14 protein-coding genes are annotated in these 14,811 nt (G+C 60.9%); 9 read left to right on the top strand and 5 right to left on the bottom strand.

Going from position 1 to position 14,811, the window contains the following annotated elements:
• The first annotated feature begins 72 nt into the window (after nt 1-72).
• Both FHX05_RS23295 and FHX05_RS23300 read left to right on the top strand, forming a co-directional pair.
• Nucleotides 73-336, top strand: coding sequence for a type II toxin-antitoxin system Phd/YefM family antitoxin (locus FHX05_RS23295; RefSeq protein ID WP_112606659.1), 264 nt, complete (start codon nt 73-75; stop codon nt 334-336).
• Nucleotides 333-719 (top strand): type II toxin-antitoxin system VapC family toxin, encoded by a 387-nt coding sequence (locus FHX05_RS23300; protein WP_112606661.1) that lies wholly within the window; start codon nt 333-335, stop codon nt 717-719. The genes FHX05_RS23295 and FHX05_RS23300 overlap by 4 nt, the downstream gene beginning before the upstream one ends.
• Nucleotides 720-736: 17 nt before the next feature.
• On the opposite strand, the gene hutU is transcribed toward FHX05_RS23300, so the two are convergent.
• The 3 genes from hutU to hutI are packed head-to-tail and all read right to left on the bottom strand — an operon-like array spanning nt 737 to nt 5,224.
• On the bottom strand, nt 737-2,422 hold the full coding sequence (gene hutU / locus FHX05_RS23305) for a urocanate hydratase (protein ID WP_183874799.1): 1,686 nt from the start codon (nt 2,420-2,422) through the stop codon (nt 737-739).
• Nucleotide 2,423: 1 nt separating this feature from the next.
• Nucleotides 2,424-3,959, bottom strand: a complete 1,536-nt coding sequence (gene hutH / locus FHX05_RS23310; RefSeq protein ID WP_112400758.1) for a histidine ammonia-lyase — start codon at nt 3,957-3,959, stop codon at nt 2,424-2,426.
• Nucleotides 3,956-5,224 (bottom strand): imidazolonepropionase, encoded by a 1,269-nt coding sequence (gene hutI, locus FHX05_RS23315; protein WP_183874801.1) that lies wholly within the window; start codon nt 5,222-5,224, stop codon nt 3,956-3,958. Before hutI ends, hutH begins: the two co-directional genes overlap by 4 nt.
• A 101-nt stretch (nt 5,225-5,325) precedes the next feature.
• Between hutI and FHX05_RS23320 the strand changes: the two genes are divergently transcribed.
• The gene (locus FHX05_RS23320; RefSeq protein WP_183874803.1) at nt 5,326-6,669 is read left to right on the top strand and encodes a formimidoylglutamate deiminase; all 1,344 of its coding nucleotides are present in this window, start codon (nt 5,326-5,328) and stop codon (nt 6,667-6,669) included.
• A gap of 79 nt (nt 6,670-6,748) precedes the next feature.
• Nucleotides 6,749-7,468 carry a histidine utilization repressor gene (hutC, locus tag FHX05_RS23325; protein ID WP_112336494.1) on the top strand — a complete coding sequence of 240 codons (720 nt, stop codon included), beginning with the start codon at nt 6,749-6,751 and terminating at the stop codon, nt 7,466-7,468.
• A gap of 16 nt (nt 7,469-7,484) precedes the next feature.
• Here hutC and FHX05_RS23330 read toward each other — a convergent pair whose 3' ends face one another.
• Nucleotides 7,485-7,637 (bottom strand): hypothetical protein, encoded by a 153-nt coding sequence (locus tag FHX05_RS23330; protein ID WP_165915281.1) that lies wholly within the window; start codon nt 7,635-7,637, stop codon nt 7,485-7,487.
• A 312-nt stretch (nt 7,638-7,949) separates the two neighbouring features.
• Between FHX05_RS23330 and FHX05_RS23335 the strand changes: the two genes are divergently transcribed.
• From FHX05_RS23335 to FHX05_RS23355, 5 genes are all read left to right on the top strand, one after another.
• A complete protein-coding gene (locus tag FHX05_RS23335; RefSeq protein WP_183874805.1) occupies nt 7,950-8,564 on the top strand; it encodes a hypothetical protein in 615 nt (204 codons plus the stop codon).
• Nucleotides 8,565-9,078: 514 nt separating this feature from the next.
• The gene (locus tag FHX05_RS23340) at nt 9,079-10,437 is read left to right on the top strand and encodes an Nramp family divalent metal transporter (protein WP_112606674.1); all 1,359 of its coding nucleotides are present in this window, start codon (nt 9,079-9,081) and stop codon (nt 10,435-10,437) included.
• 132 nt (nt 10,438-10,569) lie between these two features.
• A complete protein-coding gene (locus FHX05_RS23345) occupies nt 10,570-12,423 on the top strand; it encodes a M23 family metallopeptidase (RefSeq protein WP_183874807.1) in 1,854 nt (617 codons plus the stop codon).
• Between the two features lie 151 nt (nt 12,424-12,574).
• On the top strand, nt 12,575-13,231 hold the full coding sequence (locus FHX05_RS23350; protein WP_112606678.1) for a TetR/AcrR family transcriptional regulator: 657 nt from the start codon (nt 12,575-12,577) through the stop codon (nt 13,229-13,231).
• Between the two features lie 127 nt (nt 13,232-13,358).
• On the top strand, nt 13,359-13,736 hold the full coding sequence (locus FHX05_RS23355; protein WP_183874809.1) for a DUF427 domain-containing protein: 378 nt from the start codon (nt 13,359-13,361) through the stop codon (nt 13,734-13,736).
• Here the strand turns inward: FHX05_RS23355 and ugpC are convergent.
• The gene (gene ugpC, locus FHX05_RS23360) at nt 13,733-14,803 is read right to left on the bottom strand and encodes a sn-glycerol-3-phosphate ABC transporter ATP-binding protein UgpC (RefSeq protein ID WP_112606682.1); all 1,071 of its coding nucleotides are present in this window, start codon (nt 14,801-14,803) and stop codon (nt 13,733-13,735) included. The genes FHX05_RS23355 and ugpC overlap by 4 nt on opposite strands.
• Nucleotides 14,804-14,811 lie beyond the last annotated feature (8 nt).

Below are 14,811 nucleotides of genomic sequence, written 5' to 3' on the forward strand. Positions count from 1 at the left end.
TTCCTGTCCCATCATTGCAATTCGATTCAGAGTAAACTAAGTTTAGTGGACTAAGTCCATTCGGAGCCTGCTATGGAAACCGTCAACATTCATGAGGCGAAAACGCATTTATCGCGGCTGATCGAAAAAGCCGCCAAGGGCGAAGCTTTCATCATCGCCAAGGCGGGCAAGCCGATGGTGAAGGTCGTCCCGATCGAAGAGAAGGAGGCGCCAAAGAAGCGGCGCATCGGTTTCATGAAAGGCGAAATCGTGGTTCCAGACGATTTCGACACCATGATGGCTGATGAAATCGAGGAGATGTTCTACGGCAATCGTGACGACATCGCCAACAAATGAGATTTCTCCTTGATACGCATATCCTCATATGGGCGGCGGGTGATATCGCACTACTCTCGCAGGAGGTGAGAGCGCTCATCGATAACGACGAAAACGAGCTCCTCTTTAGCCCTGCGAGTATTTGGGAAGTCGCGATCAAACATGGTTCGGGGCGAAGCGATTTTCATACCGACCCATTTCGGTTGCGATATAAGCTAATGGAGGCTGGCTACAAAGAGCTGCCGATCATCAGCGAACACACGATCGCAATTGCCGGGCTTCCACCTCTTCACAAAGATCCATTCGATCGCATTTTGATCGCTCAGGCCATTGTCGAAGGCATTCCATTGATCACCGTCGACGAAATCATCTTGCGTTATCCCGGCCTCAATCGAAAATATTGAGGCCGGGAAGCGTCTCATCAATTCCCCAGGATGGCGGGCAGGCGCAGGCCCTGCTGTTTAGCCCAGTCGAGTGCGATGTCGTAGCCGGCATCGGCGTGGCGCATGACGCCGGTTGCCGGGTCGTTCCAGAGAACCCGCTCCAGGCGCTTGGCCGCGTCATCCGTGCCATCGGCGCAGATGACCATGCCGGAGTGCTGGGAAAAACCCATGCCGACGCCGCCGCCGTGGTGCAACGATACCCAGGTGGCACCCGATGCGGTGTTGAGCAGAGCGTTGAGCAGCGGCCAGTCGGAAACGGCATCCGAGCCGTCCTTCATGGCTTCCGTCTCGCGGTTCGGTGACGCGACCGAGCCGCTATCGAGATGGTCGCGGCCGATGACGACAGGCGCCTTCAGCTCGCCGTTCCTGACCATTTCGTTGAAGGCGAGACCGAGGCGGTGGCGATCGCCGAGGCCGACCCAGCAAATGCGCGCCGGCAGGCCCTGGAAGGCGATGCGCTCGCGCGCCATGTCGAGCCAGTTGTGCAGGTGCTTGTTGTCGGGCAGCAGCTCCTTCACCTTGGCATCGGTCTTGTAGATATCTTCCGGATCGCCCGAGAGAGCAGCCCAACGGAACGGACCGATGCCGCGGCAGAACAGCGGACGGATATAGGCCGGTACGAAGCCCGGGAAGGCGAAGGCGTTTTCAAAACCTTCATCCTTGGCAACCTGGCGGATGTTGTTGCCGTAGTCGAGCGTCGGCACGCCGGCGTTCCAGAAATCGACCATGGCTTCGACATGCACCTTCATCGATGCGCGGGCGGCAGCTTCAACGGCCTTCGGATCGCTCTCGCGCTTAGCCCGGTGTTCAGCGACCGTCCAGCCTGCCGGCAGGTAGCCGTTTAGCGGGTCGTGAGCGGAGGTCTGGTCGGTGACGATATCCGGGCGCGGGCCGCCGGCCTTCATGCGCTTTACGAGTTCCGGGAAGATTTCGGCGGCGTTGCCGAGCAGGCCGACGGACTTGGCTTCGCCGGCCTTCGTCCACTTGTCGATCAGGGCAAGTGCTTCATCGAGCGTCTTTGCCTTCTCGTCGACATAACGGGTACGCAGGCGGAAATCGATGCGAGTTTCGTCCGACTCGACGGCAAGGCAGCAGGCGCCAGCCATGACGGCCGCCAGCGGCTGTGCGCCGCCCATGCCGCCGAGACCGCCGGTCAGGATCCACTTGCCCTTCAGGTCGCCGTTATAGTGCTGGCGACCGGCTTCGACGAAGGTTTCGTAGGTGCCCTGCACGATGCCCTGCGTGCCGATATAGATCCACGAGCCGGCCGTCATCTGGCCGTACATGGCAAGGCCCTTCTTATCCAGCTCGTTGAAGTGATCCCAGGTCGCCCAATGCGGCACGAGGTTGGAGTTTGCGATGAGCACGCGCGGCGCATCCTTGTGGGTGCGGAACACGGCGACCGGCTTGCCGGACTGCACCAGCAGCGTCTCGTCTTCGTTGAGCGTCTTCAGCGTCGCGGCGATACGGTCGAAATCGTCCCAGGTGCGGGCGGCGCGGCCGATGCCGCCATAGACGACCAGCTCGTTCGGGTTTTCTGCGACATCCGGGTCGAGGTTGTTCATCAGCATGCGCAGCGGCGCTTCGGTCAGCCAGCTCTTGGCATTGAGCTCCGGACCACGGGGCGCGCGGACTTCGCGGATATTATGGCGTGGATTGGTCATGTCACATCTCCAAGGAGGGCAGGATGTCGGTTGAAATCGAGGCATTGAGTGCGCCGGAGGCAATGAGGTCGCTGGCAGCCTTCAGGTCGTTCGCCATATAGCGGTCCTCTTCCAGCGAGGGCACAGCGGCGCGGATCGAAGCAATGGCAAGGGTCAGTTCCGGGCTGGTCGTCAGCGGCGCGCGCAGCTCGACGCCCTGGGCAGCGGTCAACGCTTCGATGCCGATAATGGCGAAGAGGTTTTCGGTCATTTGAAGCAAGCGGCGGGCGCCATGACAGGCCATGGACACATGGTCTTCCTGGTTGGCGGAGGTCGGTGTCGAGTCGACCGAGGCCGGATGCGACATCTGCTTGTTTTCGGACATCAGCGCCGCCGAGGTCACTTCGGCAATCATCAGGCCGGAGTTCAGGCCCGGCTTCTTGGCGAGGAATGCCGGCAGGCCGTAGCTGAGCGCGGGGTCGACGAGCAGCGCGATGCGGCGCTGTGCAATCGCGCCGATTTCACAGACGGCAATGGCGATCTGGTCGGCCGCAAAGGCGACAGGCTCGGCGTGGAAATTGCCGCCGGAAACGACGGAATTGTCCGAAAGCACGAGCGGATTGTCTGTCACGGCATTGGCTTCGATTTCGAGCGTGCGGCCGACGGAACGCAGAAGGTCGAGGCAGGCGCCATCCACCTGCGGCTGGCAGCGGATGCAATAAGGGTCCTGCACACGCTCGTCGCCCTCGATATGGCTTTCGCGGATCACTGAGCCTGCCAGCAGGCCGCGAAGGGCAGCAGCGGTATCGATCTGGCCCTTATGGCCGCGCAGCGTATGGATATCGGGATGGAACGGGGCGGAAGAACCCATGGCCGCATCCGTCGACATGGCGCCGGTGATGAGGGCAGCCTGGGCGGCACGATGGGCGCGGAAGAGGCCGGCAAGCGCAAGCGCGGTCGACACCTGCGTGCCGTTGATCAGTGCCAGTCCTTCTTTGGCGGCAAGTACGACCGGCTTAAGGCCAGCCTTTTCGAGCGCTGCCGCGCCGGAGAGCTGCTCACCGGCATAGAAGGCCTCGCCATGACCCATCATGACAGCGGTCATATGCGCGAGCGGCGCCAGATCGCCGGAAGCGCCAACCGAGCCCTTTTCGGGGATGACGGGCACGACGCCCTTTTCGAGCATGCCTTCGATCAGCCGTACCAGCTCCAGTCGCACGCCGGAGGCGCCGCGGCCGAGCGAAATGAGCTTCAGCGACATGATGAGGCGAACGACATTCTCAGGGAGCGGCTGGCCGACGCCGCAGCAATGCGAGAGGATAAGATTGCGCTGAAGAGTCGCGACATCGGCGCTGTCGATCTTGATGGAGGCCAGTTTGCCGAAGCCAGTATTGATGCCATAGACCGGCGCATTGCCGGCAGCGATCTCCGCGATGCGGGCCGCGGCCTTGGCAATGCCGGCATCGAAGGAAGCATCAAGCTTGGCGGGCTCACCGGTCCAGTAGATTGCCGCCAATTGTTGCAGCGAAACGGAGCCGGGATGGAGAACGACGGTCATCGGTGGAACCTTTTTCCCTTGAATACGTGGGCATGGAGGGGATTGAAGCCGATGCGGTAGACAAGCTCCGCGAGGCTTTCGACATCCCAGATGGCAAAATCGGCCGACTTGCCGGTTTCGAGCGTACCCGTTTCGGGGAGCAGCCCAAGGGCACGCGCCCCTTCGCGGGTGGCGCCGGCGATGCATTCCTCGACCGTCAGGCGGAAAAGGGTGGCAGCCATGTTCATGGTTAGCAGCAGCGAGGTCAGCGGCGAGGTACCGGGATTGGAGTCCGTGGCGATGGCGATCGAGACGCCCGCATCACGCAGGGCTTGAACCGGCGGCCTCTGCTTCTCGTTGATGGCATAGAAGGCGCCGGGCAGCAGCACGGCAACCGTTCCAGCCGCAGCCATTGCCTTGACGCCGTCCTCGTCGAGATATTCGACATGATCGGCTGACAAAGCACCATAGGAGGCGGCAAGCTTGGCGCCGCCGAGATTGGAAAGCTGCTCCGCATGCAGCTTCACCGGAATACCGAGCGACTTGGCAAGATCGAAGACGCGGGCGATTTCCGCCGTCGAAAAGGCTATACCTTCGCAGAAGCCATCAACAGCATCGACAAGACCTTCGGCATGCGCCTGTTTCAAGCCGGGCAGCACGACATCGGTAATATAGTCGCCGTTGCGGCCCTTGTACTCCACCGGGGTCGCGTGCGCGCCGAGATAGGAGGTGACGACGCGAACCGGGCGGACTGTCCCCAGCTTGCGTGCGGCTCGCAGCATCTTCAATTCGGATTCAATGTTGAGGCCGTAGCCCGATTTCACCTCGATCGTCGTCACGCCTTCGGACAGCAGCGTGTCGAGGCGCGGCAAGGCAGCAGCAACTAGCTCGTCCACCGATAGCGCGCGCGTCGCGTTGACGGAGGAAACGATGCCGCCGCCGGCACGGGCGATTTCTTCGTAGCTCGCACCTTCGAGCCGCATCTCGAATTCGCGGGCGCGATTGCCGCCATAGACGATATGTGTGTGGCAATCGACGAGGCCGGGGGTTACCCAGCGCCCTTCGAGATCGATGATTTCAGCGCCTGACGTATCGGGCAGATCGGCTTCATGGCCGGCAAAGACGATACGGCCGCCCTTGGTCAGGATCGCGCCCTTCTCGATCGTGCCGAGCCGAGGCTCGCCCTCTATCAAGGTCGCAAGGCGAGCATTGCGCCAGACGCGGCCGGCCGCGTCGCTTTCCCTGCCATCGTTGGGGCCGTCTTCGGAAAAATTGTTCCCACCCATCAGCTTTACGCCTTTCCTCGTTGGCTCGTAATGTATATACATAATCGAAAGGCTGACAAGAGGGATTTTGGACTCGGCGTCCAAAAGGAAAGGGTGAGATCATGACGAGACTTCATGCACGCACGGCTTTGCTTGCTGACGGATGGCACGAGAATGTACGATTGACCCTCGAAGACGGCCGCATCGCCGAGATCGCGACCGATGTCGCTCCCGAAGACGGTGATGACAGGCAGAATGTTCTGGTTCCGGCGATGCCGAACCTGCACAGTCACGCCTTCCAGCGCGCCATGGCTGGCCTTGCCGAAGTCCGCGGCCCGGCCAACGACAGCTTCTGGAGCTGGCGCACCGTCATGTACAAATTCGCTCTGTCGATGACCCCGGATCATGTCGAGGCCGTTGCCGCGCAGCTCTATATGGAGATGCTGGAAGCCGGCTTCTCTCGCGTCGGCGAATTCCACTACCTGCATCACGACAAGGACGGCAGCCATTATGCCAATATCGCCGAACTGGCCGAGCGCATCGGCGCCGCCAGCACCGAGACCGGCATCGCGCTGACTCTTCTACCCGTCTTCTATGCCCATTCCGGCTTCGGCGGCGCCGCTCCCATCGAGGGCCAGCGCCGCTTCATCAATTCGATCGAGAGCTTCGAAGCGCTGATGGCCGGCTGCCGCGCGGTCACCGGCCGCCTGCCCGGCGCCGAACTCGGTATTGCGCCACATAGCCTGCGCGCCGTGACACCGGAAGAGCTGGCCAAACTCGTGCCGATCGCCGGCGACGGACCGATCCATATCCACGTCGCCGAGCAGGTGAAAGAAGTCGAAGACTGCATCGCCTGGTCGGGTGCCCGCCCGGTGCAATGGCTGCTCGACAACACTCCTATGAGTGAGCGCTGGTGCCTGATCCACGCCACGCATATGACCGAGGATGAAACCCGGCGCATGGCTAGAAGCGGCGCGGTCGCCGGCCTTTGCCCCATCACCGAGGCCAATCTCGGCGACGGCGTTTTTGCTGCACCGCTCTTCCTCGAAGAAGGCGGCCGCTACGGCGTCGGCTCGGATTCCAACATCCTGATTTCGGTGCCCGAGGAGTTGCGGCAGCTCGAATATTCGCAGCGTCTGGCGCTGCGCGCCCGCAACGTCATCGCCACGACCGGCGGCTCGACCGCCCGCATGCTGTACGATGGCGCGCTGGCGGGCGGCGGCGCAGCTCTTAAGGCACCGGCAGCCCTTGCCGTTGGCAACCATGCCGATATCGTTTCGCTCGATGTGAGTGCCGTGCCTTATCTCTCCGGCGACCGTATTCTCGATCACTGGACTTTTGCCGGCGGCGTCAAGGTCGATGGCGTCTGGGCACTGGGCCGCAAGCAGGTCGAAGGCGGCCGCCATCGAAAGAGAGAGGAAATTTCGGCGCGATTCCGCCAGGCTATGGCCGAGCTGATCGCTTAAAAACCGCTTTTCCTCCCCTAGATTGGTCCCTAAATAACCTGCGGAAGATCCCATGTCTCACACGGAACAGACGGACGGTATGACCACAGGCAAAGAGGCGACCCTCCATCAGCGCATTCTCAGCGATATCGAGGGCCGGATCGTCTCCGGCGCCTGGCCTCCAGGGCATCGCATACCATTCGAGATGGACCTCGCAGAGCACTATGACTGCTCGCGCATGACGGTAAACAAGGTGCTGACCCAGCTTGCTCGCGCCGGACTGATCGAGCGGCGAAAGCGCTCGGGCAGCTTCGTCACCCATCCGCAGGCGCAATCCGCCGTGCTTGAGATTCACGACATCAAGTCCGAGGTCCTATCACTCAATCTGCCCTATTCGCACCGGCTGATAAAGCTTGCCGAACGACGCGGACGGCCGGAGGATGCGCGCAGGCTGCAGTTCGTCGGCTCCATACCGGTGATGGAGATCACCTGCATCCACTATGCCGGTCCGCGCCCCTTCTGCCTGGAAAATCGCGTCATCAATCTCGACGCGGTGCCGGAAGCGGCGAAGGCAGACTTCGAGACATTGCCGCCAGGCCCCTGGCTGCTCAACCAGGTGCCGTGGAGTACCGCCGAACATCAGATCCGCGCCATATCGGCCGAAGGCGACGCGGCCGCCAACCTCGATATCCAAAAAGGGACGGCATGCCTCGTCGTCGAACGGCGCACCTGGAGCGCCGCCGGCCCGATCACCCACGTTCGCCTCACCTATCCCGGTGATCGCCATAGCCTTGTGGCGCGCTTTACACCGGCAAGCTGACAGTTGCCCGCCCCGATTAAGGACGCTGCGGCGACTCTGTCGGCGGCGGAATGAGGCTGTCGGATTGACGGACAGGCGGAGCGGGATCGACCAGCAGGATACTGAGCGCAATCAGAACGAGTGCCAGAATCAGGAGGATTCCGATCAGAAGCGGGCGAATCGCGGTCATTTCGTTCTCCAATCTCCCCAGCCCAGCGCCAAGCGCGATAGGGAATTCGAGATAACCAACGCAGTCTAACGGTAAACGTTAAGCAATGCTTGATGTTCTGCGAAAAAATGGGCCTTTTCCCGGAATTTCTGCCCACGCCGGACGAGACCCCAATCTCACGCTTGTTTGAATGGTGAGTGATGGAAGCGGCGCATAGGATCGCGATGTAGATGGCTTCGAAGCCGTTCCGCGGCTTCCGTCGATCAATTCCGACCTTCTTATCAAGCACGACCGGCGCATCGCTCGGCCGATATCTCAAGGGAGATTCCACTTATGAATCGCAAACGTCTGATCGCGGCTGCGCTGACGCTCTCCGTCGCCGCCCTTGCCGCGTTTCAAAGCGCCGGGGCCGCCGAGCGGGTAAGGGTGCGCGGCACCGTGGAAAGCCTCGATGGCGACACGCTCAAGGTTAAGTCCCGCGGCGGCAAGGACATTACTGTTGCACTGAAATCCGGCTGGAACGTCGGTGGCGTCATCAAGGCTGCAGTCAGCGACATCAAGCCCGGCGATTTCGTCGGCATCGCCTCGCAGCCGACTGACAGTGGCATCAATGGCGCGATCGAAGTCGTCATCTTCCCGGCCTCGATGAAGGGAACGGGCGAAGGCGACCGCCCTTGGGATTCAGCGCCGAACAGCTCGATGACCAACGCCACGGTCGCCAATGCCGTGACCTCGGTCAACGGCCCGACATTGACGCTCACCTACAAGGGCGGCGAACGCAAGATCAATATCCCGGATGGCACGCCCGTCGTGACGCTGACGTCAGCAACGAAAGCCGATCTGAAGCCCGGCGCCGGCGTCTTCATCACAGGCGAGCAAACCGGCGAGACCGCAGTCTCCGCCGACAGGGTTGCCGTAGGCCTCAACGGCACCGTGCCGCCGATGTGATGGATTGGCGGCGGGGTAGATAACGACCCTCTCAGCCGATCGAGCAAGGCACGATCCGAATCCCACACATCCTGACTGAGGAAGAACATCGGTAGCGCGTCCTGGCGATCATGCGTCTTGGCAGCGAATTAACCAGGCGCACGTCCGGCACGGCCAACAGATCATCGCCACCAACTCCGAAACGTTCGGCATTGATGGAAACTGCCTGGAACGGCGGATAAGCAGCATGCTCACTGGCATTGTGGACGTCTGACGCCGCCCACTCCATTGAGTGTTCGATGGACGGCCGGCGAGCCGATATCGCTATGACAAGGCGAATCCTTTCCCTTCTTTAACATCGATGAACGCCTGCCGCCCAGAGTTTTTCGCTCCTTGGGTGCAAGGGCAATGGCCGAAGAGCGGGCAACGCGCGGCAAGAAAATGCAATAGTCACTGAAATATAGCCTATTGCATAATTCTTACATCAGTCGTATTTGTTTGGTGAAATCTTAGCACGACTCTCCCGGAGCCCCGCATGACGCAAGTTCAAGAAGCTGATGCCCAACGGCGCGCATGGCAGTTTGCCAGCCGCGACGAAGACGATCGTCCGAGCCTTCCCGAAGTCAATGCCACCGTCAGGGTTCCCCATGGCGGCAGTTGGGTGCGGCGCCTGATCGCTTTCGTCGGTCCAGGTTATATGATTTCGGTCGGCTATATGGACCCCGGAAACTGGGCGACCGATCTCGCCGGCGGCGCACAGTTCGGCTATACGCTTCTGACGGTCATTATGTTGTCGAACCTGATGGCGATCCTTTTACAGGCGCTTTCAGCAAGGCTCGGCATCGTCACCGGCCGCGATCTCGCACAGGCCTGTCGCGATCACTATCCGCGGCCGGTCAATCTGGCGCTTTGGTTTGCCTGCGAGCTCGCCATCATTGCTTGCGACCTGGCCGAGGTTATCGGCACGGCGATTGCATTGCAGCTGCTCTTCGGAATTCCGCTGATCGGCGGCGCGCTCATCACCGCGCTAGATGCCTTTCTATTGCTGCTGCTGATGAGCAAGGGTTTCCGCTATCTCGAAGCTTTCGTCATCGCGCTGCTGATCGTCATTGCCACCTGTTTCGCCATTCAGATCGTCGCGGCCGCACCGCCGGTCGCAGCGATCCTCCAGGGTTTCATTCCCTCGCCGGAAATCGTCACCAATCACGAGATGCTCTATATCGCCATGGGCATTATCGGGGCGACGGTCATGCCGCACAATCTCTATCTGCACTCCTCCATCGTGCAGACCCGCGCCTACAAGCGCACCGAAGGGGGCCGCCGCGATGCGATCAAATGGGCGACGATCGATAGCACGGTCGCCCTCATGCTGGCGCTCTTCGTCAATGCCGCGATCCTGATCGTCGCAGCCGCTGCCTTCCACACCAGCGGCCATTCCGATGTGGCCGAAATCGGCCAGGCCTACGAGCTGCTGTCGCCGCTGCTCGGCCTCGGCATCGCTTCCACGTTATTTGCCGTGGCGCTGCTCGCCTCCGGTCTCAACTCCACCGTCACCGCGACGCTTGCCGGCCAGATCGTGATGGAAGGCTTTCTCCGGCTCAGGATTCCGCATTGGGCAAGACGGCTTTTGACGCGCGGCCTCGCAATTATTCCGGTTGTGTTCGTGACCGCTATCTATGGTGAAAAAGGCACAGCGAACCTGCTTGTTCTGAGCCAGGTCGTTCTCTCCATGCAACTGCCCTTTGCCGTCATCCCCCTGGTCCAATTCGTGACGAATCGCGAGAAAATGGGCAGTTTCGTCATCTCCAGAAGCATCGCTATTCTATCGTGGACGGTCGCGGCGATCATCCTGGCGCTGAACTTCAAACTGCTCTACGACACCATCTTCGGTTGACGAATCATCTTGAACGCGCAAATCTCGCCCTGTGGACGATCACGGCAATTAACTGCCTCGTAATATTTGCCTAGATTTCGCCATGATTTGCCCTAGTTTGGGCCCACCGCAATCTGCAGGGTTCCTCACTTCATGGCCGAAAGTCCATTGCGCGTTCAATTTCCTGCAGAAGCCGCCATCCAGGCGCGGCCGCATCATGATTTTCACATTCCATTCCTGCCGCGCTCCGCGCATCTTCGCCATCTGATCGTCATCGGCCTCGCCGGCACCGCATCCTTCGGCCTACTCGCAACTGTGCTCTATCCCTTGCTGGCCCGTAGCACGATCGAGCGCGCAACGCCGGTGCGCAATGCTCAACTCGCGCGTTCTCAACCAGCCATGCGCAAAGCCGGCCGGCTGGCCGCAAAACAGCGTTTCGATGGCGCCCGTTTTGCGCAGGTGGCGGAAAAACTATCCAGCGGCGAAACCCGCATCTTCACCTATCATCGCACGACGCTGGTCTTCAAATCCGACGAAGCTGCCCTGGCGCGCGCAAGCGCCATCAATGCCTCCTATGGCCCAGAGCGTGCCGACAGCGAGCTATTTTCGCCCCCGTCGCTTTCGAATATCCGCCATGGCATCTACCCGCAGACAACACATTATGATGCCGTGCGCCGCTCTCGTTTTCCGGTTCGCGGCGTGCCGCTGAACGTCAGCGTATCGCGCGCGACGACCGGCGAAACCGGGCGCGAGTTCCACAGGCTCGTCTCCATGCCGAAGGACAAGCAGGATCTTCAGGATATCCTGGCGTCTGCGGGCCTCGGCAGCGACGCCGGCGACGAGCTGCAGCGTGCGCTGGAAACCGATACGGTCTCCCCTGGCGACAGCCTGGAACTGCTGCTTGAGAAAAAAGGACCTAATGCCCGCCCGAAGCTGATCATGGCGCGCCTCAGCGGCGACAAGACGCCGGAGCGCGTCGTTGCCCGCGACGATGCCAACGGCTTCGTTCCGATGGCCAATGACAGGCTCTTTTCCACCCTCTACAGCGAAAGCCAGGCCGACGCTCCATCTTCGACGGAGGTCGCCGCGGTCGATCTGAAAGGTATCGACGAAAGCGATGAGCGGGCAGTCAGCGACAAGCTCGAAAGAGCCGGCCTCACCAAGGAATATGCCTCGCAGCTCATCAAGCTTGCCAAGGCCAAGGGCATTTCTCTCACCAGCATTGATGACGCTCCCGACAGCATCGATCTACTCTTCCGCAAAGCGGACGACGGCCGCAGCGAGCTGATGTTCATCGAATTCCACGCCGATGGCGACACGCATCGCTTCTATCTGCACAAAAACGGCGGCGAAGGCCCTTCGGAATTCTACGACGAGCGCGGCCGTTCGATTGCCAAAGTGCTCGTGCATCGGCCCGTGCCGAACGGTACGCTCGGCGATGGCTTTGCCTGGCGAATCCACCCGATCCTGGGTGTGAAGAAATTCCACAATGGAGTCGATTTCCGCGCACCGATGGGCAGTCCCATCCAGGCCGGCGGCGACGGTGTCGTCGAGAAGATTTCCTGGGAAACCGGCTACGGCAAATATGTCCGCATCCGCCACGATGGCGGTTACGAAACCACCTATGCCCATATTTCGGCAACGCCGCCGGATCTGCGCGTCGGCCAGCGCGTCACCCAGGGCCAGACCATCGCCTATGTCGGCTCGACGGGCTACTCCACCGGCCCGCATCTCTATTACGAGCTACGCGTCAACGGCCGTTACGAAAACCCGCTGACTGCACAATTGCCTGCTGGCACCAATCTGACGGGCAAGTCGCTCGACAGCCTGCGCTCTCAGGTCAATCATGTCGAGAACATCATGAGCTATCTCGACGTTCCGCCCGCCCACGGCAATGCGCCCACCGCCTTCGCCAACTTCGAGCAAGGCCCGAGCTTCGGGCCGAATTCAGGGCCAAACCTGGGGCCAAGCTTCGGACCGAACCATTTCGGCGCACCCTCTCCTTAAATAGGCTAAAAAGCCGGCGCAGACGACCCCTTCCGATTCCGTCGGTCGGCAATAGCGCCTTGATGCCGAATACGGTAACAATCGTCCGGTACTTCGCCATGGAGAAGACGCTGCCGCGCACTATTCTTACCAAAAGGCAGGATATCGTCACATGGCAATCCGTAGGGAGCAGACATTGGCGCGCAAGCCATTGCCGGAACCGAAGAATATCGCGCCAAGCGAAAGCAGGCGTCTGCGCGCCGATGCGCGACGCAACTATGACAAGCTGATCGAAGTAGCAGCACAAGCCTTCGCCAGCCACGGCACCGCCGCCTCCCTGGAAGACATAGCTCGCCGCGCGGATGTCGGGATCGGTACGCTCTATCGCCATTTTCCGAGCCGGGAACATCTGGTCGAAGCGGTTTATCGTCACGAGGTCGAAGCGCTGTGCGATGCCGCGGAAGAGCTCTCGCGCGAGCGCGCACCGGATGAAGCTCTGGAAGAGTGGATGAACCGCTTCGTCGATTATATCGCCACGAAAAGGGGGATGGCCGATAGCCTGCGCATCCTTCTCAGCAGCAATTCCAAGCTCTTTGCCGACAGCTACGGTCAGGTGCCGGTCGTGCTCTCGGGCCTGATTGATCGCGCGGTCGCCGCCGGTACGATCCGTACCGATGTCGACAGTACCGATGTACTGCAGGCATTGTCCGGCACCTATTCCATGCCCAATTCACCGGAATGGTACGACCGGTCCCGTCGCCTCGTGCGTCTGCTGATGGATGGATTGCGTTGGGGTGCCCCGAAAATACGAGTATCGCAAAAGACCTGATAATCGGCAGGATGCTTCCTATATGCATTTGGACTGAGAACGTCAGGCGAATCTGGTTCTGCCGCAGCCACATAAGCCGCGGCAGAACTAAACTATGCTGGCTGCTGCCAAGCTGAGGAGAGCAGGAATGTCCGAAAGAGCAGTCAAGATCCCCGGTCCGGATCATCCGATCACGATTGAGGACAAGCAGGCCCATGTCATCGTCTCCGTCGCCGGCAAGGTTATCGCCGATACGCATGAGGCGTTGTCGCTCAAGGAAGCGTCCTATCCGGCCGTCATCTATATCCCGCGCAAGGATGTCGATATGTCGTTGCTGGAAAGGACCAGCCACGAAACCTATTGCCCCTACAAGGGCGAATGCTCCTATTACAGCATCCCGGCCGGCGGCGAGCGCTCGGTGAATGCCATCTGGACTTACGAAAATCCCTATGCATCCGTCAGCCGGATCAAGAACTACATGGCCTTCTATCCGGATCGCGTCGATTCGATCGATGTGAGGACTTAAAGAGCAAGACCGCTCGCGGCATCGAAGACGTAGACCTGCTCCGGGCTCACCGAGACATTCAGCGGTTGCCCATAGCGCACCGGCGCCTCGCCATCGACGACGGCCGTCACCTGCTCACCGGCGAGGTCGAAGAGCACATGCGTCTGCGCGCCGGTGGGCTCGACGAGTAGCGTCTGCCCCGTGAGCGGCGAACCGCCGCTGGCAAGGCTCAGATGCTCGGGCCTCAGACCAATCTTCACGCTCTGGCCCGCCTTCACCTTGCGTTCCCCGGCAATGCGGATCGGCGTGCTGTCCTTCAGCCGCACGGCTGGCGAGCCCTCGACGCCCTCGACCACGCCGTCGAGGAAATTCATGGCCGGCGAGCCGATGAAGCCGGCGACGAAGAGATTGGCCGGCTTGCGGTAAAGCTCGATCGGCGTGCCCTGCTGCTCGATGCGGCCCTGGTTCAACACGACGATGCGGTCGGCCAGCGTCATCGCTTCGATCTGATCGTGTGTGACATAGATCGAGGTGGTCTGCACCTTCTGATGCAGCGCCTTGATTTCCGAACGCATTTGCACGCGCAACTTCGCATCGAGGTTGGAGAGCGGCTCGTCGAACAGGAAGACGGCCGGGTTGCGCACAATGGCCCGGCCCATGGCGACGCGCTGGCGCTGGCCGCCGGAAAGCTGCGCCGGCTTGCGATCGAGCAGCTTGGTGAGATCGAGCATGCGAGCCGCTTCATTGACACGCTGCTCTATCACCTGCTTGGTCTCACCCGAGAGTTTAAGGTTGAAGCCCATGTTCTCGGCAACCGTCATGTGCGGATAGAGCGCGTAGGACTGGAAGACCATGGCGATGTTGCGCTCGCGCGGCGTCATCGAGTTGACCACCTGCCCACCGATCGACACGTCGCCATCGGTGATTTCTTCCAACCCGGCGATCATCCGCAGCAGCGTGGACTTGCCGCAGCCGGAGGGGCCGACGAGCGCGATGAACTCGCCATCCTCGATCGAAAGCGAGATGTCGTGGATGACGGTGAGCGCCCCATAGGCCTTATGGATGTTGTGCAGTTCGACGGATGCCATGTTGTTTG

It is taken from the genome of Rhizobium sp. BK491, from assembly GCF_014194925.1.
GTDB lineage: Bacteria > Pseudomonadota > Alphaproteobacteria > Rhizobiales > Rhizobiaceae > Rhizobium.